The 18,893-nt window shown below is 63.0% G+C and carries 25 protein-coding genes; 11 read left to right on the top strand and 14 right to left on the bottom strand.

The window, feature by feature from the left end; genetic code table 11:
* Positions 1–141: 141 nt before the first annotated feature.
* The 4 genes from WDM24_RS03025 to WDM24_RS03010 all read right to left on the bottom strand — a co-directional run bounded on the left by WDM24_RS03025 (position 142) and on the right by WDM24_RS03010 (position 3,666).
* A complete protein-coding gene (locus WDM24_RS03025) occupies positions 142–603 on the bottom strand; it encodes a DUF3237 domain-containing protein (protein WP_029077917.1) in 462 nt (153 codons plus the stop codon).
* Between the two features lie 4 nt (positions 604–607).
* Complete coding sequence (locus WDM24_RS03020; protein ID WP_338830399.1) at positions 608–1,924, bottom strand: TRAP transporter permease; 1,317 nt, start codon at positions 1,922–1,924, stop codon at positions 608–610.
* A 6-nt stretch (positions 1,925–1,930) separates the two neighbouring features.
* Entirely contained in the window at positions 1,931–2,440 is a 510-nt protein-coding gene (locus tag WDM24_RS03015; protein ID WP_338832567.1) for a TRAP transporter small permease, read from the bottom strand.
* Between the two features lie 203 nt (positions 2,441–2,643).
* On the bottom strand, positions 2,644–3,666 hold the full coding sequence (locus WDM24_RS03010; RefSeq protein WP_338830397.1) for a TRAP transporter substrate-binding protein: 1,023 nt from the start codon (positions 3,664–3,666) through the stop codon (positions 2,644–2,646).
* 280 nt (positions 3,667–3,946) lie between these two features.
* Between WDM24_RS03010 and pobA the strand changes: the two genes are divergently transcribed.
* The 3 genes from pobA to WDM24_RS02995 all read left to right on the top strand — a co-directional run bounded on the left by pobA (position 3,947) and on the right by WDM24_RS02995 (position 6,481).
* Positions 3,947–5,116, top strand: coding sequence for a 4-hydroxybenzoate 3-monooxygenase (gene pobA / locus WDM24_RS03005; protein ID WP_338830396.1), 1,170 nt, complete (start codon positions 3,947–3,949; stop codon positions 5,114–5,116).
* A gap of 278 nt (positions 5,117–5,394) precedes the next feature.
* On the top strand, positions 5,395–5,850 hold the full coding sequence (locus tag WDM24_RS03000) for a PaaI family thioesterase (RefSeq protein WP_338830395.1): 456 nt from the start codon (positions 5,395–5,397) through the stop codon (positions 5,848–5,850).
* A gap of 367 nt (positions 5,851–6,217) precedes the next feature.
* Positions 6,218–6,481 (top strand): hypothetical protein, encoded by a 264-nt coding sequence (locus WDM24_RS02995; protein WP_338830394.1) that lies wholly within the window; start codon positions 6,218–6,220, stop codon positions 6,479–6,481.
* Between the two features lie 17 nt (positions 6,482–6,498).
* Here the strand turns inward: WDM24_RS02995 and WDM24_RS02990 are convergent, their stop codons facing one another.
* The gene (locus tag WDM24_RS02990) at positions 6,499–7,392 is read right to left on the bottom strand and encodes a LysR family transcriptional regulator (RefSeq protein ID WP_338830393.1); all 894 of its coding nucleotides are present in this window, start codon (positions 7,390–7,392) and stop codon (positions 6,499–6,501) included.
* Between the two features lie 117 nt (positions 7,393–7,509).
* Between WDM24_RS02990 and WDM24_RS02985 the strand changes: the two genes are divergently transcribed.
* Complete coding sequence (locus WDM24_RS02985) at positions 7,510–8,145, top strand: pyridoxamine 5'-phosphate oxidase family protein (RefSeq protein ID WP_338830392.1); 636 nt, start codon at positions 7,510–7,512, stop codon at positions 8,143–8,145.
* Here the strand turns inward: WDM24_RS02985 and WDM24_RS02980 are convergent.
* Entirely contained in the window at positions 8,142–8,873 is a 732-nt protein-coding gene (locus WDM24_RS02980) for a glutathione S-transferase family protein (protein WP_166211445.1), read from the bottom strand. The genes WDM24_RS02985 and WDM24_RS02980 overlap by 4 nt on opposite strands.
* A 64-nt stretch (positions 8,874–8,937) precedes the next feature.
* Positions 8,938–9,171, bottom strand: coding sequence for a hypothetical protein (locus tag WDM24_RS02975; protein WP_029077926.1), 234 nt, complete (start codon positions 9,169–9,171; stop codon positions 8,938–8,940).
* A 205-nt stretch (positions 9,172–9,376) separates the two neighbouring features.
* On the opposite strand from WDM24_RS02975, the gene WDM24_RS02970 reads away from it, so the two are divergent.
* Positions 9,377–10,075: a helix-turn-helix transcriptional regulator gene (locus WDM24_RS02970; protein ID WP_029077927.1), complete on the top strand. Its 699-nt coding sequence runs from the start codon at positions 9,377–9,379 to the stop codon at positions 10,073–10,075.
* Positions 10,075–10,410, top strand: coding sequence for a YkgJ family cysteine cluster protein (locus tag WDM24_RS02965; protein ID WP_338830391.1), 336 nt, complete (start codon positions 10,075–10,077; stop codon positions 10,408–10,410). Before WDM24_RS02970 ends, WDM24_RS02965 begins: the two co-directional genes overlap by 1 nt.
* Positions 10,411–10,419: 9 nt before the next feature.
* Here WDM24_RS02965 and WDM24_RS02960 read toward each other — a convergent pair whose 3' ends face one another.
* Both WDM24_RS02960 and WDM24_RS02955 read right to left on the bottom strand, forming a co-directional pair.
* Positions 10,420–10,821, bottom strand: coding sequence for a hypothetical protein (locus tag WDM24_RS02960; protein WP_338695075.1), 402 nt, complete (start codon positions 10,819–10,821; stop codon positions 10,420–10,422).
* 171 nt (positions 10,822–10,992) lie between these two features.
* On the bottom strand, positions 10,993–11,346 hold the full coding sequence (locus WDM24_RS02955) for a DUF3307 domain-containing protein (RefSeq protein ID WP_083991990.1): 354 nt from the start codon (positions 11,344–11,346) through the stop codon (positions 10,993–10,995).
* A gap of 435 nt (positions 11,347–11,781) precedes the next feature.
* Between WDM24_RS02955 and WDM24_RS02950 the strand changes: the two genes are divergently transcribed.
* A complete protein-coding gene (locus WDM24_RS02950; RefSeq protein ID WP_338830390.1) occupies positions 11,782–13,182 on the top strand; it encodes a TAXI family TRAP transporter solute-binding subunit in 1,401 nt (466 codons plus the stop codon).
* A gap of 1,081 nt (positions 13,183–14,263) precedes the next feature.
* On the opposite strand, the gene WDM24_RS02945 is transcribed toward WDM24_RS02950, so the two are convergent.
* Positions 14,264–14,422 carry a hypothetical protein gene (locus WDM24_RS02945; RefSeq protein ID WP_338830389.1) on the bottom strand — a complete coding sequence of 53 codons (159 nt, stop codon included), beginning with the start codon at positions 14,420–14,422 and terminating at the stop codon, positions 14,264–14,266.
* 57 nt (positions 14,423–14,479) lie between these two features.
* Here WDM24_RS02945 and WDM24_RS02940 point away from each other — a divergent pair, with 57 nt between their 5' ends.
* Positions 14,480–14,974, top strand: a complete 495-nt coding sequence (locus tag WDM24_RS02940) for a PRC-barrel domain-containing protein (RefSeq protein WP_338830388.1) — start codon at positions 14,480–14,482, stop codon at positions 14,972–14,974.
* 173 nt (positions 14,975–15,147) lie between these two features.
* Here the strand turns inward: WDM24_RS02940 and WDM24_RS02935 are convergent, their stop codons facing one another.
* Positions 15,148–15,351 carry a CsbD family protein gene (locus WDM24_RS02935; protein ID WP_166299160.1) on the bottom strand — a complete coding sequence of 68 codons (204 nt, stop codon included), beginning with the start codon at positions 15,349–15,351 and terminating at the stop codon, positions 15,148–15,150.
* Positions 15,352–15,685: 334 nt separating this feature from the next.
* Here WDM24_RS02935 and WDM24_RS02930 point away from each other — a divergent pair, with 334 nt between their 5' ends.
* Positions 15,686–16,174 (top strand): ferritin-like domain-containing protein, encoded by a 489-nt coding sequence (locus WDM24_RS02930; RefSeq protein ID WP_338830387.1) that lies wholly within the window; start codon positions 15,686–15,688, stop codon positions 16,172–16,174.
* 191 nt (positions 16,175–16,365) lie between these two features.
* On the opposite strand, the gene WDM24_RS02925 is transcribed toward WDM24_RS02930, so the two are convergent.
* The 3 genes from WDM24_RS02925 to WDM24_RS02915 form a co-directional block, all read right to left on the bottom strand.
* The gene (locus tag WDM24_RS02925; protein ID WP_338830386.1) at positions 16,366–17,127 is read right to left on the bottom strand and encodes a Crp/Fnr family transcriptional regulator; all 762 of its coding nucleotides are present in this window, start codon (positions 17,125–17,127) and stop codon (positions 16,366–16,368) included.
* A 201-nt stretch (positions 17,128–17,328) separates the two neighbouring features.
* Positions 17,329–17,691: a PRC-barrel domain-containing protein gene (locus WDM24_RS02920; protein ID WP_338695058.1), complete on the bottom strand. Its 363-nt coding sequence runs from the start codon at positions 17,689–17,691 to the stop codon at positions 17,329–17,331.
* Between the two features lie 90 nt (positions 17,692–17,781).
* Positions 17,782–17,988: a hypothetical protein gene (locus WDM24_RS02915; protein ID WP_166299165.1), complete on the bottom strand. Its 207-nt coding sequence runs from the start codon at positions 17,986–17,988 to the stop codon at positions 17,782–17,784.
* Positions 17,989–18,114: 126 nt separating this feature from the next.
* On the opposite strand from WDM24_RS02915, the gene WDM24_RS02910 reads away from it, so the two are divergent.
* Together WDM24_RS02910 and WDM24_RS02905 are read left to right on the top strand one after the other, a co-directional pair.
* Positions 18,115–18,423 carry a hypothetical protein gene (locus WDM24_RS02910; protein ID WP_224741354.1) on the top strand — a complete coding sequence of 103 codons (309 nt, stop codon included), beginning with the start codon at positions 18,115–18,117 and terminating at the stop codon, positions 18,421–18,423.
* Between the two features lie 36 nt (positions 18,424–18,459).
* Positions 18,460–18,675 carry a hypothetical protein gene (locus WDM24_RS02905; RefSeq protein ID WP_338695054.1) on the top strand — a complete coding sequence of 72 codons (216 nt, stop codon included), beginning with the start codon at positions 18,460–18,462 and terminating at the stop codon, positions 18,673–18,675.
* The last annotated feature ends 218 nt before the right edge of the window (positions 18,676–18,893 follow it).

Here is an 18,893-nt window from a genome sequence, read left to right as displayed (position 1 = left end):
GGGACGCACTTTGCCCGGCGCGGCAGCGATGGTTGCATCAACTCGGCGAGTGAGGTGAGCGCATCAGCCATGCTCCCTGCCCTTGCGTGGCCCGCAAGAGAAGGGAACCCTTCCGCTCGTACTCTCCTCACGCGCGCCCGCCTACAGCACCTGATGCACGTCGATCACGACGCGGTCGGCGTGGCGGGCGGCGGAGGCGATGAAGATGTGCTCCATCAGCCAGCGGTACTTTTCGGCGCCGGTTTCGAATTTCGGCACGGTGCGGAAATAGATCAGCTTCGGGTCAACAGGCTCACCGCGCTTGAGCCTCTCGAGCAGCTCGACCGGCCCGAAGCGGATACCCTTGTTCTCGACATAGACGATGGCGCCGTCGTCGGTCTCGAAGGCATATTTCGCTTCCAGCTCGATCAGCTCGTTGGGCCGGATGATCTGGAAGTCGGCGCCGAAGCCGAGCACCTTACCGTTGACGGTCTCGCCCCTCACCTCACCGCCGATGATCGGAATGATGCGGCGGACACCGGTGCCGATGTCACCGGCGGACGTCACCTCGGCGATCCGGGCGGTGATGGTGAAGACGTATCTGGTCTGAAGCTCCGGTCCCATGGATTTAGCCTATCATGCGTTGCGGCAGCCAGGTCGCGAGCAGCGGGAACAGGATCAGGATCACCAGCCGGATCAGGTCGGTGATGACGAACGGCAGCACGCCGACAAAGATGGTCGACATGTTGACGTCCTTGATCACGCTCTTGATCACGAACACGTTCATGCCGACCGGCGGATGGATCAGGCCGAGCTCGACGGTCATGACGATGATGATGCCGAACCAGATCGGATCGAAGCCGAGCGCGGTCACCACCGGAAACACGATCGGCACGGTGAGGATCACCATCGCCATCGCGTCCATCAGGCAGCCCAGCACCAGATACATCAGGAGGATCAGCGCCAGCACGCCATAGGGGCCGATGCCGAGCCCGGTGAGGAAGGCGGTGACGTTCTGCGGCGTCTGGGTGATGGTAAGGAAGTAGCCGAAGCAGAGCGCGCCGATCAGCACGGTGAACACGGCTGCCGCGGTGCGGGTCGCCTGCAGCAGCGATTGCAGGATGCCGTCCCTGGTCAGCTTGCCGCGGAGGATGCCGATGATGAAGGCGCCGACCGCGCCGACCGCGCCGGCTTCGGTCGGGATGAAGAAGCCGCCATAGAGGCCGCCGATCACGAACAGGAACAGCAGCAGCGGCGACCAGACGTCGCGCAGCGCGACGAAGCGCTCATGCCACGACGCTTTCTTGCCCGCCGGCAGGAAACCCGGCCGCGTCACGCCGATGATGCCGATCGTGATCATGTGCATCAGGATCGCGAGCAGGCCGGGCACCACGCCCGCGATGAACAGCTTGCCGATGTCCTGCTGGGTGATGATGCCGTAGACCGCGAGCACGGTGGACGGCGGCAGCATCGCCCCCAGCGTGCCGCCGACCGCGATCACGCCGGTGGAGAACGACTGCGGATAGCCGAAGCGGCGCATCTCGGGATAGGCCACCGCCGAGAAGGTCGCGGCGGTCGCGACCGACGAGCCCGAGATCGCGGCAAAGCCGCCGCAGGCCGCGATGGTCGCAATGCCGAGCCCGCCCTTCCAGTGGCCGACAAAGGTGTTGGCGGCGCGGAACAGCTCGCGGCTGATGCCGGAGACGGACACGAAGGCGCCCATCAAAAGGAACATCGGGATCACGCCGAAGGAATAATCCGTCACCGTGCGCATCGTGGTCTGGCCGATCAGCTTCAGCGCCGGTGCCAGGCCGGTGAGATAGCCGAAGCCGGTGATGCCGACGAGGCCCATCGCCATGCCGACGGGCACGCGGAGCAGCATCAGCGCGAACAGGCTGACAAAGCCGATGACGGCGACAGTCTCGGGACTCGGGTCGAGACTCATGGCCTTCTACTCCGAGGTCTTGATCTTGGCATCGTGGATTTCTTCCGGATGGAAGATCAGCCGGTAGGTGCGGATCGCGATCAGCAGCACCGCCGAGACGTCGCCGATCCACGACACCAGGAAGAACGGCCAGATCGGCACGCCGAGGTCCATGGTGACGATGTGGCCGTTCTTGGTGTCGATCACCTTGTCGATCAACGTGTAGGTCTGCACCGTCACCACGAACAGCAGCACCAGCGTCGCGAAGATGTCGATCCAGCGCTGGTAGCGCGGCGAGGCATTGGCCCAGACCAGATCCACGGTGATGTGGGTGCCGCGATAGCTCGTCGCCGCAATGCCCCAGAAAATCAGGATGCCGAGCAGGAACTGGCCGAAATTGTAGTAGTCGGGGATCGTCACCGAGAAGAACTTGCGCATGAACACCGCAGTGAAGGTGTTGAGCGCGACGACGCCAACGAAGAAGGCCGCCACCCATTCGATCGAATCGATGAAGCGGTCCATGAAGTTCTTGCGCACCGGTTCGGGTGGACCGGTGATCGCGCCGTCTTGGGTCACTTCGGAGTTGGCAGCCATGATGTCGGACGATCGCTGTCAGGGACGGTCATTCCGGGGCGCTCGCAAGGCGAGCGAACCCCGAATCTAGAGGTTGTGGCGCGAGATTCTCAGGTGCGCAACAGCGCACCATAGTTCACGCTGACGCGCGCCCCGGAATGACGAGATCAGATCCCCGCCTCGTACTTCTTCAGCGTGGCCTGCAGATCGGCATCGATCTTTTCCGCATCGCCGCCGGCCTTCTTCACGGCCTCGGCCCAGCTGTCGCGCAGCGGCTTGACCGCCTTCTTCCACTCAGCGAGCTGATCTGATGTCAGCGGATAGACCTCATGGCCTTCCAGCGCCTTCATCTTGGTGCGGCCATTGGCTTCGAAATCGGTCCAGGGGTCGGTGACCTTGGAGGCCCATTCCGGCGAGCAGTGATCGTCGATCACCTTCTTCTGGGCATCCGACATCGAATTATATTTGGCGAGGTTCATGTTGTAGGTGAAAACAGTCGAATAGAGCGGCACGTCCATGTGATACTTCACCACCTTGTCGATGCCGAACAGGAAGATCGAGCCCCAGGGGAAGGTGATCTCGTCGGCCACGCCGCGCTCGATCGCGTCGCGCGATTCCGGCGCGGAGGCTTGCACGTTGGTGCCGCCGAACATCTTGACCATCTCGCCGATCGTGCTCTGCGCCGGACGCACCTTCACGCCAGAGAGATCGCTCGGCAGCAAGATCTTCTTCTTGCCGTGCAGCGCGCCCGGATCGTGGATGAAGGCGAAGCACAGCTTGGTGTCCTTCATCTCGGTCGGCGCGTATTTGTGGTACCACTCGTTCAGCGCCAGGGTGCCCTTCTTGCCGTCGGAGAACACGAATGGAAGCTGGCCGGCAGCCGCGATCGGGAAGCGGCCGGGCTGATAGCCGGGATTGACATAGGTGACATCGGCGATGCCGTCGCGCGCCATGTCGTAATGGTCGAACGCCTTGCCGAGCTGCTCGGAGGGGAACACGGTGACCTTGATGGTGCCGCCCGACGCCTTGTCGATATCGGCGGCCCAGGCCTGCGTCGCCGGCACCAGCGGATGCGCCGGCGGCACCCAGAGCGACACTTTGAGATAGACGGTCTTGTCCTGCGCCACGGCGGGAGCTGCAGCCGGCACGACGGCCGCTGCGATCAGCAGGGCCAACAATTTATTCCTCATCACGTCTCCTCCTCTCCAGGACGGGCTTGGTACCCGCCTCATTACTTAACATGTTATCTAATTCGAGCGCATATTCAAGCCGAAATCCGCATGGTGGACGCCTCGTCGCACCTCCGCCCCCGGGCCGACCCCTGTGCATCTCGCATTGCGGCGAACACTTTTCCCGGGCGAAACGCCCTTTGCCAGGACGGCTATATGATATAGTTGCCTTGGCAAGTGGATGGCGCACGCCCCGGCGCGGGCGCCCGACGTCAGCCTATCGTATCGGGAGGAGCAGGTATTGCGGACAAAAGTAGCAATCATTGGCGCAGGTCCGGCCGGACTGTTGCTTGGGCAACTACTTCATTCTTTCGGCATAGACAACGTCATTCTTGAGCGGCAGACCCCGGACTACGTGCTGGGGCGGATTCGCGCCGGCCTGCTCGAGGAAGGCACGGTCTCCCTGCTCGACCAGGTCGGCGCCGGCACCCGCCTGCATCAGGAGGGCCTGGTCCATCACGGCGTCGAGCTGGCGTTTGGCGGCGCGCGGCACCGCATCGACATGCATGCGGCGACCGGCAAGACCGTGACCATCTACGGCCAGACCGAGGTCACGCTCGATCTGATGAACGCCCGCAAGGCGGCCGGACTGACCTCGGTCTACTCCGCCGCCGACGTCAAACCGCATGATTTCGACACCGACCATCCGCGCGTCACCTACGTCAAGGACGGCGTCGCCCACGAAATCGCCTGCGATTTCATCGCCGGCTGCGACGGCTTCCATGGGGTCAGCCGCGCCAGCGTCCCCGCTTCGGCGATCACCAGCTACGAGCGGGTGTATCCGTTCGGCTGGCTCGGGATTCTTTCCGAGACCCCGCCGGTCTCGCCGGAATTGATCTACAACAACCACGAGCGCGGCTTTGCGCTGTGCACGATGCGCTCGTCCCACCGCAGCCGCTATTACGTGCAGTGCCCGCTCGACGATCATGTCGACCAATGGTCGGACGAGCGGTTCTGGGACGAATTGAAGCGGCGCCTCGACCAGAAGGCCGCCGACGAGATCGTCACCGGCCCCTCGATCGAAAAAAGCATCGCGCCGCTGCGCAGCTTCGTGGCCGAGCCGATGCGGTTCGGCCGGATGTTCCTGGCCGGCGACGCCTCGCACATCGTGCCGCCGACCGGCGCCAAGGGCCTGAACCTTGCGGCCAGCGACGTGCACTATCTGTCGCAGGCGCTGCGCGAATTCTACGACGAGAAGTCCTCGGCCGGTCTCGACGGTTATTCGGCGAAAGCGCTGGCGCGGGTCTGGAAGGCGGTTCGCTTCTCCTGGTGGATGACCTCGATGCTGCACAAATTCCCCGACGAGGGCGACTTCGCCGCGCGCATCCAGATCGCCGAGCTCGACTATCTCGTCAGCTCGAAGGCAGCGTCGACCTCGCTGTCGGAGAATTATGTCGGGCTGCCGTTCTAGACGAGGTCGCTGTTTCTTTCGTCGAGCAACCTCGTCGTTACACCCTCAGCCGTCATACCCCGCGCATGCGGGGTATCCCGTACGCCGCGGCTTCTCGATTCATGCCGTGCGGTCTCTGGAATACTGGATCGCCCGGTCAAGCCGGGCGGGAGATGTGGCGACAGGCCGGAGCCACATTCAAACACCCACGCGAATCCCGTTTAAAACTTTGTAGGCGGTGAACCCGTCATCGACATCGCGTTCAATGGCGTCAACGCAACGCCATATGCGAGCTTCAGATGACCACCAGTACTTCCGTCGCCCCTGATATCCCCCAAGACGTCCCTCAAGGCTTCGAGCCGCTGTTCCGCAAGAGCCCGCTCACGGAGCCTTGGGAACCGCTTTACCAAAAGAAGACCGAACGGGCCGTCATCATCGGCCTGCGGCTCGCCAGGCCGCACACCAATGGCCGCGGCCTGATCCATGGCGGGCTGATCGCCGCACTCGCCGACAACGCGATGGGCTATAGCTGCGGACAGGCGACCGGCTGGACCACCTCGTTCGTGACGATATCGCTCGCGGTCGATTTCGTAGGCTCCGCCAATGTCGGGCAGTGGCTCGCGATCGAGAGCGATGTGATCAAGGCCGGCAGCACGATCTGCTTCGCGCAGAGCCTGATCAAGGCCGATGGCGTCACGATCGCGCGCGCCAGCGGCACGTTCCGCGTGGTGCCGAAGAAGGCGCCCGTGACTTGAGGTGCTCTCGAGCGGAGCGCACGGCTTGCCGCGGTAAACAGAAAGGCAAATTCCGCAACATCTCTTAACGTCGCCGCCATATCTCCACGACCGGGCGCGGGTAGGGTCAATCGCATTGCGATTTGGAGATCGGCTCAAATGTCTTGGAAATTTTCCATCGTGCGAACCGGCATCGCGGCGTGCCTCGCACTGGTGACCTCGGGCTCGTCGTATGCGGCGACAAGTCTGGACAGCCTGGCAGGCGGTTGGTCCGGATCCGGTTCGATGAAGCCCTCGAACGGGGACTGGGAGAAGGTCCGCTGCAAGGTCGCCTACAACGTCACCAAGCCAGGCAAGGCGATCAGCCTGGATCTCAGATGCGCAAGCGATGCGTACAAGATGTCGCTGTCCGCAAACATCGAACAGAACGAAAACGCAGCTTTCGGGCAACTGGTTCGAGAGCGAGTACCGGCAGGGCGGCAAAATCTCGGGGACCAACTCCGACGGACTGATCGAGGCGCGCATCGAGGGCGAGACCGTTGCCGCGCTGGTGACGATCCGAACCAAGGGCGACCACCAGTCGTTCGTGATGGAAGCGCCCGGCTCCTGGCTGTCGCAGGTCACCATCGAACTGAACAAGGACGCCAAATGACGAACCGCTTGCGCTAGCTAACCGAAGTGCCAGTCGGTGATCTCGGTGACGAGATCGATGAAGGTCCGCACCTTGGCGGACAGCAGCCGCGTGGTCGGATAGACGACGTGGATCGGCACCGCCGGCTGCTCGAATTCGGCGAGCACGATCTGGAGCCGCCGCGCTTTCAGCGATTCGGCGGCCTGGTAGGCCATCACCCGCGTCAGTCCGCCATCCTGCTCGGCGTACTGGATGGCGGCATCTGAACTGTTGCTGGTGAAGCGCGGCGTGGGAGTGATGCGAATCTCCTGCCCTTCCTCCATGAAGCGCCAATCCGGCGTCGCGGTCATGGCACCGAACTGGATCGTGTCATGGGCGGTGAGATCAGCCGGCCGCTTCGGCTCGCCGCGAAGCTTGAGGTAGCCGGCCGACGCCACCACGATCCGGCGCATCTGGCCGACATGCCGCGCAACAAGCGTCGAATCCGGCAGGTGCCCGAGCCGGACCGCGAGGTCGACGCCGTCCTCGACCAGGTTGATCCTGCGGTCCGACAGCCGCAGGTCGACGCCGACATCGGGATAGCGCTTCAGATAGACGCTCACGACCGGGCTGACATGCAGCCGCCCGAAGCCGAACGGCGCCGAGATCACCAGCCGGCCCTCGGGGCGGGTGCGCTCGCTCTCCACCGCGTCCTCGGCCTCCTCGACGTCGGCGAGGATCCGCCGCGCCCGCTCCAGATAGCGTGAGCCGGCGTCGGTCAGCGTCACCTGCCGCGTGGTCCGCTGCAGCAGCCGCGCCCCCAGCCGCTCCTCCAGCGCCGCGATCAGCCGCGTGATCGCCGAGGGCGACAGGCCGAGCTTGCGGGCGGCGGGGGCAAAACCCTCGAGGTCCGCCACCGCGACAAAGGCCTGCATGGCGTCGATCCGGTCCATGACACTATTGCATAATCGGCAACAGTGAAGTGTCAATTCACAAGATTGCCTACGATCCGGAAATACCCATCTTAGCGGGCGAGGACGACCGCTTTGTCGCCCGTGGCGGAGGCTCAGATGTCAGACGTTCGCAGCTATCCGAGCGATGTCGGGTTCACGCCTGCCGTGAAGGCGATCCAGACCCGCAAGGGCTCGCGCGATACCTATGCGGAGGTCGAGGAGCATGGCGGCTGGCGCACCGAGGTCGATGAGACCCTCGGGGCCTTCCTCGCCAACACCAACAGCTTTTATCTCGCGACCGCCTCCGCCGATGGCCAGCCCTACATCCAGCATCGCGGCGGACCGAAGGGGTTCATCAAGGTGCTCGACAAGCACACCATCGCGTTCGCCGATTACAGCGGCAACCGGCAGTTCATCACCCAGGGCAATCTCTCGGAGAACCCGAAGGCCTATATCTTCGTGATGAACTATGCGTACCGGCAGCGCGTGAAGATCTGGGGCGAGGCGCAGGTGGTGGAAGACGATCCGGCACTGATGCGCTCGCTGATGCCGCAGGGCTATCGGGCGCGGCCTGAGCAGGTGATCCTGTTCAAGGTCGCCGCCTGGGACACCAACTGCCCGCAGCACATTCCGCACAAATTCGATGCCGCCGACGTGGCGACGGCGCTCGCCTCGCGCGACCAGCGCATTGCCGAGCTCGAGGCCGAGCTGGCCGCATTGAAGGGCCAGCCCGCTCCCGCCGCAACGAGCTAGGCTGCCTGCTGCTGCAGGGGCGCCCAGGCGAATTCCGGATAATATTGCTGCATCATCCGGCCGACATAGGCGGTGAGATTGTCGAACTTCTCGGTGCGCTCGCGCAGCGGCGAATCGAAGAACGGTGTCAGGATTCCCGCCAGCGCGCCGAACGCGGTGGCGTCGGTGCCGCAGGGCGCGTTGCCCATCAGATAAGGCTTGTCGCCGAGCTGGACTGACAGCGCGAACAACGAGCGGAGCGCGAGATCGACGTCCTCGTCGGGCCCATGGCGGCCGAGCCCGCTCAGCAGATAGTTCTCGGCAACGCGGAACTGGGCGTCCTCGCGCAGCTTGTCGCGCATGTGATCGGGCGCGCCGTCGAAGAAGTGTGCCGGGCCCTTGGCGAAATTGGTGTCGTCGACCCAGCGTGCGCCGACCAGCGCCCAGTAGACGTGATGCTCGATCATACGCTCGAAGGCCCAGGCCTGAGCGCGCGCCTGCAGGCTGAGCGGCGCGTCGAAATCGAAGCCGTATTTGCCCTCGATATGGGCGCGGATGAAGGTCGAATCGGCGATGGTCTCGCCGTCATCGGCGATGAAGGGCAGCTGGCCCTTGGGAGAGGCCGGCGGCATCGCCTTTTCCTTGACGTAAGCGAGCCCGGCCATCTTGAGCTGGACCTCGGTTTTGGTCACGAAGGGACTGATTTCAGGCAAGCCGAAACCCGTGCCAAAGCCAAAAAGCGTAATCATATGAAGCTCCCGATCGCCTGTGGTCGTGAAGTGAAGCTAGCGGCCCCCTGCTGCCAGCATGGTGTCAGCAGTAGTGGCATTCACTGTCGAGCGGGCCGACCGGTGCGAGGCGGCGAACCGCCTCGCGAACGCGCTTGACCAGCCGTGCCCGCCCGTAGGACCAGGCAGCGCCGATCGACTGTGCGACCAGCGCAACCAGGGCCCAGCGCAGGTCGCCGGAGGTGGAGTAGACCGTGACCAGTTGTTCCAGCGCGAAGCTCTGCGCTTGCCGGAAACCGAGTTCGTCAAGATTCGTCATGGACAAATTCCCTTCACTTGAGGTGTTGTCCTGATATAGCCCCCACCTGCTGCCAACATGCTGTCAGCAGCAGTTGGACGGGACGCAGAAAAGCCGACGCGCCGAGAGACCAACAGAGCTGCCGAGACGCCTGTAAGACACTCGTCAAGACAGCTGAGAACAGACCTGAGAAGAGAGCGACCAGAGAATTGCCAAGAGAGTTGCCATGAGACGCGCCGACCGGCTGTTTCAGATCATCCAGGTGCTCCGCCGCACCCGTAAGCCTTTGACCGCGGATGCGATCGCAGCCGAACTCGAGACATCGAAGCGGACGATCTATCGCGACATCGCCAGCCTGATCGAGCAGCGGGTACCGATCCGCGGCGAGGCCGGCATGGGCTACATCCTGGAGAAGGGTTTCGACCTGCCGCCCTTGATGCTGACGCCCGACGAGATCGAGGCCTGCGTGCTCGGCGCGCAATGGGTGGTCGGTCACGCCGATCCGGCATTGGCGCGCGCGGCCGAGGACCTGATGGCCAAGATCGCCGAGACCGTGCCCGACCGCCTGCGGCCGTTCGTGCTGGAGCCGGCGAGCCGCGCCCGCTCGGCCTGGAACCGGGAGCCCGACCGCATCGACATGGTCAGGACCCGCAGCCAGATCCACGAGGGCAAGAAGATCACGCTCAACTATCGCGACGAGCATGGCCGCGACTCGGAGCGCACGGTCTGGCCGATCGCGGTCGGCTATCACGAGGCGGTGCGGCTGCTCGCCGCCTGGTGCGAGCTGCGCAAGGACTTTCGCAGCTTCCGCACCGACCGCGTAGTCACCGCCGTTTATCACGACGAGAAATATCCGGAGCGGCGCGACCTGCTCAGGGCGCGCTGGCGGCGCAGCCTGGTGTGGGAAGCGCCGAGGGACACCTGATGGCCGACAACGCAATCGACGCGACGGAGGCAAGCCCGTGCCAGTCCTGCGGCGCCTGCTGCAGCTATTCGGAGAACTGGCCGCGCTTCACCGTCGAGGACGACGCAGAGCTCGAGCTGATCCCGCCGCAATTCGTCAACACGCGACAGTCAGGGATGCGCTGCGACGGCGATCGCTGCTCGGCACTGTCGGGGCGGGTGGGAGAGGCAACGCGCTGCGAGGTCTATGCGGTGCGGCCGGAGGTGTGCCGCACCTGCTTGCCGGGCGACGCGGAATGCGCGATGGCACGGCGCCGGCACGGGCTGCCGCTCATCCCGAGCGCGCAGCCGGTTTGATCGCGCTGCTTAAGCCGTCACCGTCGCGGTGAACTCCTCGTCGTCGATCTCGTCATCGACAACAGGCGCAAATGTCGACAGCGGCTTGGTCGACAGCGTGATCGGCTTGCGGCCGCCATGCGAGACGGTCGCAACGCGGGCCGGTTCACGCGCCAGCGCGTAGAGCGTCGACCCGACGCGGCCGCCGAAATTGATCAGCTCGCGCTCGGTGCAGCTCGACGCAATCGCGACCGCGAGTGCGTGCAGATGGCTGCGGCGATAGCAGAACAGCGCCAGCCTCGCCCTGGCGTCGGGCGCGACATTGGCGACCAGCAGCGAAAGCCCGTTGGGATTGGCGCGGTACATCTGGCCGAGCAGGTCGTCCGCAACTGGGCAGGCATCGTTATCGAATGCGTCGCGGCTTGAAAACATTTGCAAATCCCCCTTGATCCGGAAGATGCCGCGCAATCCTCTAACGAAAGGTTAACCACGGCCTCCGGTCGTTTCCGGGGCCCCTTGCCCGTTGCACGCGAATCACATCCGCGCCGCCGCGGGCGGATGGTCAGTGATTCGAAACGAGAGATAGAGACCCGAGCGCGCCGCTCAGTTCGCGGCCATGTAGATCGACAGCGCGAAGCCGGTGAGGTGGTGCAGCGCCTGGTCGACCCCGATCAGGGTCCAGAACCAGGGATGGCCTGACTCCAGCGTCACACCGAAATGCGAGGCGCAGATTCCCTTGCACCGATCGACGATGATGTGGATCACGAAGTCGACGAAGGCGACGTACCAGAACCGCGGCGCCACCACCAGGATCAGCGCCAGCGCGACCGCCAGATGCACCAGGCAATGCGCGAGCAGCGGCATCGCCCAGCCGGTCTTCTGGTCCTTGCCGATCGCCATCCAGGCGTTCTGCAGCATGAAGTCGGCGATGATGTGCTTCGCGGTGAGAAGCAACATCCATCCCACCAGGGCACCAACCGACACCGACGATGACATGGCAGGAAACAACAAGCTGACGCCCTTTTACTTCGATGAAAGTGATTGCAGGAAATCCGGGTCAGGCCGTCAGCACAATTCCGCGAACCGAAGCTTGTCTCATTTATGACATCTCCGGCGGCGGAATGCACCAGCGGTTGCTGCGAAAATCACATCCTCCTCCCGGCGTCGATAGTGGCGATGGTCATGCGGCAACGCAACGCGGGGCAGCCGAGGTTAAGGTTACGGCGGCTCGCCGGTTTGCATTCCCGCCCGGGAGGTATATCGTCAGGATGCAGGAAATTTTCTTTCTTTTATAGTCATTTACGGATTCACCGGGCAGCGCCGCGCCGATCCGGTTGCGGCCGAGGGCCGTCAAGCGCAGCCCCGGGCGGGTGATGAGCCAGGTGATCAGCCATGAGTGCCGAAGCCCCCTCGCCTTCGCCAATGCCGCCGCGGCCGCGTCCCCCGGTCGCCAAGAGCAACCGCGCGCAGATCATCGTCTTCACCCTGCTGACGCTGTTCTTGAGCGCGATCACGGTGGTCGGCGGCCGGGTCTGGCTGCGCAATTCCGAGACGCTGGTGTTCGCGGTCGGCGATGCCAAGGGCCCGGAGGCCAAGTTCGCGGCACGTCTCGCCACCGTGCTGAAGACCAATTCGTCGCGGCTGCGGCTGAAGATCGCGCCGAACCCCGACAACGCCAAGGCGCTGGCGCAGTTCGATCGCCGCGACGCCGCGCTTGCCATCCTGCGCACCGATGCAAAAGTGCCGCCGCGCGCCCGCGCGATTGCGATCCTCGAACATGACGTGGTGCTGGTGCTCAGCCCCGGCGGCAAGAAGATCAAGTCGCTCGCCGAGCTCAAGAAGAAGAAGATCGCCGTGGTCGGCGACGGCGAGAACAGCGTCAATTTCGTCCGCAGCGCGCTGGAGATCTCCGACAGCCCGGATGCGGCGCAGCGGGTGCAGCAGGCGCCGCCGAACACCCCGTTCGACAAACTGTTCGCTTCCGGCTTTTCCGCCGTGGTCGCGATCGAGCATGCCTCGAAGATCATAAAGGACAAGACCTACGAGCAATACGCCAAGCGCTCCGGCGGCTTCACGTTGAACGCGATCGACGCGGCCAAGGCGCTGGCGCGCAAATATCCGGCGATCTCGGAGGAGACGGTCTCGACCGGCATGCTGTCGTCCTCGCCGGCGATCCCCGATGACGACGTCGACACCATCGGGCTGGAATGGCTGCTGGTCGCGCAATCCTGGATTTCGACGACGACGGCCGCCGAGCTCGCGCGCATCGTCTATGAGAACAAGTCCGAGCTCGCGCTCGACGACGGCTTCGCCTCCAAGATCGAGCCGGCGGAGACCGACAAGGACGCCTTCATCGTCGCCCATCAGGGCGCCGCCGAGTACATCAACGACGACACCAAGTCGTTCATGGATCGCTACAGCGACGTAATGTATCTCGGCGCCGCCGCGCTCAGCATCATCGGCTCGATCTTCGCCGCGATCTACACCAAGATCACCCGCGTCGCGCCGGCGAAGGCGAGCGAGCTGGCGGGCCGGATCCTCGACATCGGCGAGCGCGTCGAGCACACCACCTGCGCCGAACATCTCGACGAATTGCAGGACGAGCTCGAGGCGATCCTGCGCGGTGCGGTGATCGGCTTGCGCGACGGCACCGTGTCCGGCGACGGGCTCGACACCTTCAAGCTCGGCTACGAGCTGGTCCGCGACGAGATCGCACTGCGCCGCGATCATCTCAAGCGCCACCCGGCGGCACCGGATGAAAATATCGTGGTGGTGAAGGCGGCGAGCGGGTGAGGCAACTTGTTCGGTGTCATCACCCGCGCATGCGGGTGATCCAGTATTCCAGAGACGCCGTTGCTTGAGCCGAGAGGCCGCGGCGTACTGGATCGCCCGGTCGAGCCGGGCGATGACAGTGTGGGTGGAGACACAGCTTCGCCTTCTCGCGACATGAATCGTCCGAGCTTTGCATCTCGTTCCGCCCTCTCCTCTTCGCAGAGGGCGCAGGGAAAGCCGGGTGCCGATCGCACCCATGGGCCCCGAGCAATGGGTAGAAAGCTCGGGGGTAGGACCACAGGTGTAACCGGAAACACTCCGGCTTTCCCCGCGCGATGGGTTGAATTTGGGAGTGACCTGCTTTGCTTTAAGCGAACAGAAACCAAGGCTTGGTCGATGTTCTCGGCAGGACTACTGAGAAGCCTATTCAGTTCTGGGCACATAAATTCCCATAGGTCGCCATCTGTCCTTCCGGTTTGCGGCCGAAACTATTTCCGCCGCTGTGTACACTAGTGGACAGAACCAAGGGCATTAATGATGCTTGATATCGCTATCACCGCCCCGCTCGTGGCTACTATCGGTGACGAGACCGCCTGGTTGCGCTCCCGCCTTCCTCATATGGAAAGGAGCGCGCCATGCAACGGCGTCGTTTCAAGCAAACACAATCGCTGGAAGAACGTTTGGCTGACGAGGCGCAACTCCTGCGCCGGCAAGCTGACGCGCTCACACCCGGGCCTGATCGGGAAGCCCTTTTGAAGAAGGCCAGACAGGCTGAGACCGGATCGCATATGAGCGAGTGGCTGCGATCCACCGAGCTTCGACCTCCCCAGTAGTGACCAACCAACCGCTTGCGCGTCGAGCCGCTACGCATAGCAACGTTTTGCGCGCCCAAACGTATCCCTCATACTGGAGGATTGCAGTTTCCAGTTTAAGTGCCAGCGCCGCCAAGTCTTATACAGCTTGGTCGCGTTGTGCGCTTGAGCGTCAGCTCAGTTGGCTTGCTTCACAAGATCACCGCGCAAGCGGCCACCTAGCGTTAGCGCCAGCAACAACAGCACTGCGCGCGGCACACGGTCGATCATGGGATACCTGAAAGGCTGCCTCAGTTGACGGCCTCATCGTCCTTGTTCGCCGGTCGCTTAACGCGACGCAAAAGCAAACTCAGTTGATCCTCCAGGTCTGGTCGCTCTCCCATGGAAAGCTGCTTCGGAAAGGTAATCGTGACCGTCGCCTCGGGGAGGTTGAAGACCTCCTGAGTCATTGCCGCGCTTTGCGAAGGCGTCGGCATCCGCACCGAACGCCTAGAACTTGATGAGGCATGGTCGTTCGTCGGCAAGAAGCAGAAGAACGTCCAGCAACTCCACTGAACAGGAACTTCTTCAAAGGCGTGAGGTTACAAATGCCTCATATGGAGGAGAAGAAAATGAACAAGTTGATTGCAGGATGCGTTGTTGCGGCTGGAATGATGACAGCGGCGCATGCCGCGGAGACCATGTCGGCCGCGCCCGCTGAGAGTTGGACCGTGACCAACTATTACAAGCAGTCGGTGTACGATCCGCAGCAAAACAAGATCGGCGACGTTGATGATGTGCTCGTCGACAAGTCCGGCAAGGTCAACGGTCTGGTGATCGGCGTCGGCGGCTTTCTCGGTGCGGGAGAGAAGGACGTCATCGTTCCATTCACCGCCGTCAAGACGACGAAGAAGGACAATAAATGGTGGCTGACCCTGAACGAGTCCAAGGACGGTTTGAAGTCAGCACCGGGTTTCAAATACGACAAGGCGAGCACGACCTGGGTCCCGGAAGGCAAGTAGCCGGTCCCGGCGCAAGGATCTGACGCCGCCCGCGGGATGCGGTCACTGGAAAGCGGGGTCTCATCGAGACCCCGCGATCGCACAGGTGCCAACAGGGGCGCACCCTGCCCAACATCATTCTCTCTGGCCGAGATCCTTGCAAAAAAAGCCCCGCGAGTGCGGGGCTTTTTTGCTCACCACTTCTGGCGGCCATACCAGGTGTCGATTTCCTTCTGGGCCTGGTCCTTGGCGTAGCCGTAGCGCTGCTGCAGACGGCCCTCGAGCTGGTCCTGCTTGCCGGCAATGACGTCGAGGTCATCATCGGTCAGCTTGCCCCATTGCTCCTTCACCTTCCCCTTCATCTGCTTCCAGTTTCCTTCAACTCGATTCCAATCCATCGTCGACCTCCGTTATTCAGACGACCGATCAACCGAGGCCAGAGACCTTCGTTCCTAAGCTGCCCTGCGACAGATGGGCCACGTGCTTGACCGCCTCCACAATCATGCGAGAGCACGCAACACAGTGGTGCAGATCGCTGTGTTACAAAGTGCACTTAACGGCCGACGGTCATGCCGTTGGACGCGCCGTGTTGCCGGAGCCTGGTCTTCTGCGGCACGGAGGAAGAAACGATGAGGACGTGATTCCGGAAGGCGCATCAGCCACAATAGGAACGCCGATCACGGCCGTGTGTTGGAAGACTCATCTGCACCATCATTCGCAACGGAGTTGACCATGGCCGAGAAAGACCTCAACGCTCTCTTCCTCGATACCCTCAAGGACATTTATTACGCCGAGAAGCAGATCTACAAATCGCTTCCCAAAATGGCAAAGGCAGCAGCGTCCGACAAGCTCCGCGCCGCCTTCGAGAAGCACCACGACGAGACCGAAGGCCAGATCGAACGCCTCGAAAAGATTTTCGAGCTGCTCGGCAAGCCCGCCCGTGGCAAGAAGTGCGATGCCATCGAAGGCATCCTCGACGAGGGCAAGGAAATCATGGAGGAATACGCCGACGCGCCCGCGCTGGACGCCGGTCTGCTCGCTGCCGCTCAGGCGGTCGAGCACTATGAAATCTCGCGGTATGGCACGCTCAAAGCCTGGGCCGACAAGCTGAACATGCCGGATGCCGTCAAGCTGCTCGGTCAAACCCTGAATGAAGAAAAGAAAACCGACGAGACGCTGACCTCCATTGCCGTCTCCGCGGTGAACGCCGAAGCGGCCTAAGGGGCAGTGTGATCCAGTTGAAGCTCGCGCATCCGATCGTCGCTAACCGCGACAAAGCGTAGCGTAAAGGGCGAGGGCCGCTAGTTCGGCCCGGCTCATCGATCACCATCGAGGTGCCGGGCTCTTTAATTAGCCTGCTCTACTTGGCCGCCGGGGAAAGCGCGGTGCGCCTTGCCCGATTGACGCGCCGATCACCCGGCCGCAACGTCCGTCGGCGTCCCGGCGGCATCGAGCTGCCGTCCCTCGTGATCCATATGCAGATAGTTCGGGTTGAACAGGCCGGCCTGCATCAGCCGGTCGAGATCGGGGACGGCGAGCGCCCTTCCCTTGAGCACGATCAGGCCGTCGGCGCGCAGCTCCTGCAGCGTTCGGTTGACGTGGACCTTGGAGAGCCCGGTGGCGTCGGCGAGATCGCCCTGGGTCAGCGGGAAGTCGCAGCTGTCGCCCTGGGTCAGGCCGGCGAGACGCAGGCGCAGCCAGATCTCGCAGAGCAGATGGGCCACCCGCTCCAGCGCGGTGCGCTGGCCGAGGCTCATGGTCCATTCGCGCTGGATCGCCGCGTTGACCAGCGTCTCCCACCAGAACGCGGTGACGATGCGGGGATGTTCGGCCGCGACCTTTTCGAAGAACTCGCGCGAGAGGTCGGCGATCGACACCGGGGTGATGGTGCCGATCGAATGATCCATCTCGCGCAGGATGAAGACGTTCACGTCGCAGATATCACCGGGCAGGAAGAACGACACCACCTGACGGCGGCCGTCCTCGAGCTGCTTGTAGCGGCAGGCCCAGCCGGACAGGATCAAATGGACGTCCTTCGGCTTCTCGCCCTCACGGACGATGTCGACGCGCGGACCGAAGTGACGGACGCGCTCGGTCGACGCGCGATTGAGAATGGCGTGGTCGACCGGCGAAAGCCGTACGAACTGCTCCAATTTCCGGACTAGCGACGCCAACGACATTGGTCTCCCCGGATGCTAAATCGGGTAACCGCCGCTCCGTTTTCAATAACGTATGTTACATTGCACAGCTATTGCCGTCTGTTCACTAGTGTACACACGCCGGAGGACGCAACGGTAATGTCCTCAAGCGCGGTACAGATCCGGTGCCAGCGGGGCGGCGTCCAGCAAAACGTGACGCCTTCAGGCCGACGTCATTCAGACGAGCGGCACGCCATAATAATCGTTGACCGCGCGTGTGGTGCCGTTATCGGCCCAATTCCAGTCCCGCTCGCTACCGTATTTCGGCGCGCCGCGCAGCTGGCTCTCGGTCACGCCCGTGACGTAACCGCCCAGCCTTGTGTCGTATTTGAGCGATTGCCAAGGCAGCGGATAATGGTCGTTGCCGAGGCCGAGAATGCCGCCGAAGCCGAGCACGGCGTAGGACACCCGTCCGCTTGTCTTGTCGATCATGACGCGTTCGATCGAGCCGATCTTGCGCTCATCCGATCCGTAGACCGCGGTGCCCTCGACCTTGTCGCTGCCGATGAGGTTTCCGATTTCTTTTGCGTCTGTCGCCATGTCAAATCTCCTGTGATCTTCCGAGGCCAACGATGGACCAGGGTCATCGTTCCTGCCGCATTGCGCAGTTGCTGCAGGGCAAAACGACATTCAGCCTGTCGGGGGATCGCCGCTGTCGTCAGGCGTCATGCCCGAGCCCGGCGTCTTGCCGGCGTCATTCAGCTTGGGGTCCCGCGTCGCTTCGCGTGTTTGCGACTTTCGGGGGTCGGTCTTGTGAGCGCTCTGCGCGCGCTCCTTGTCGGCCGGCTGCTCCTGACCCTTGTCGTCCTTGACGATACCGTGATTGGAATGTGCCATTGCCGATTTCCCTTAGCTGATATCCCTAAAGATGTGCGGGCCCCGACGATGAAATTCGCCGAGGCCCGTCACCGGAGTGGTCCACTGCCCCCGGGGTGAAGAGCAGTGAACACACGGGTGCTACGCATGGCGCCGGAGATCGTTCCTGCGATGCAAAAGATGAATTCGATCCGCCGATGTCATGGGTTAACGACGGCCTCCGGGGAGCATGCCAAGTATTCCCGGTTCCAGACCGGAGGCGGCATGATCAAGAAGAAACGCAACAGGGCGCGTCCCCCGGGATCGTTCGAGGACCGTCTGCAAAAATTTGCCGAAGATGCACGCCTTGCGGCACGCGAGCTGCCGCCGGGGCGCGAACGCGAAACGCTGATGAAGAGAGCCAGACAGACCGAGACGGTGATGGAAGTCAGCGAGTGGCTGACGCTCCGCAAATAAGCCGCGCCGGACACCGGCCCATAGGGAGGGGCTGCGATGATCGAGGAGAGATTCGACTCACATACACTCGCCATCATGAATTTTGCGCTCGACCGGGTTTGCGCCGAGGCGCGTCATGGCGAGGAACACGCCACCCGAAAATACGTTGCCAAATACATCATCAAGTGCGCCAGCAGCGGCAGAACGACGCTTTCCGAGCTCACTGAAGCCGGACAGCAGGCGCTGACCAAGGTCACCGCCGCGGCGGAATAGCCGCTACAACCTGCCCTGCTCTCGTCATTGCGAGGAGCGAAGCGACGAAGCAATCCATCTCTCCGCTTGTGGAGCTATGGAGTGCTTCGCTTCGCTCGCAATGACGTGGATAGAGCGACGCCGCCAGTCCCGTCATCCTGAGGTGCGAGCGGAGCGAGCCTCGAAGGATGCACGGCCACGGTCGGGCCGTCGATCCTTCGAGACGCGCTTCGCGCTCC

The sequence above is a fragment of the Bradyrhizobium sp. 27S5 genome (assembly GCF_037217225.1).
Lineage (GTDB): Bacteria > Pseudomonadota > Alphaproteobacteria > Rhizobiales > Xanthobacteraceae > Bradyrhizobium > Bradyrhizobium septentrionale.
The sequence above is the reverse complement of the archived record's forward strand: the minus strand, read 5'-3'. Positions and strand labels throughout refer to the sequence as shown.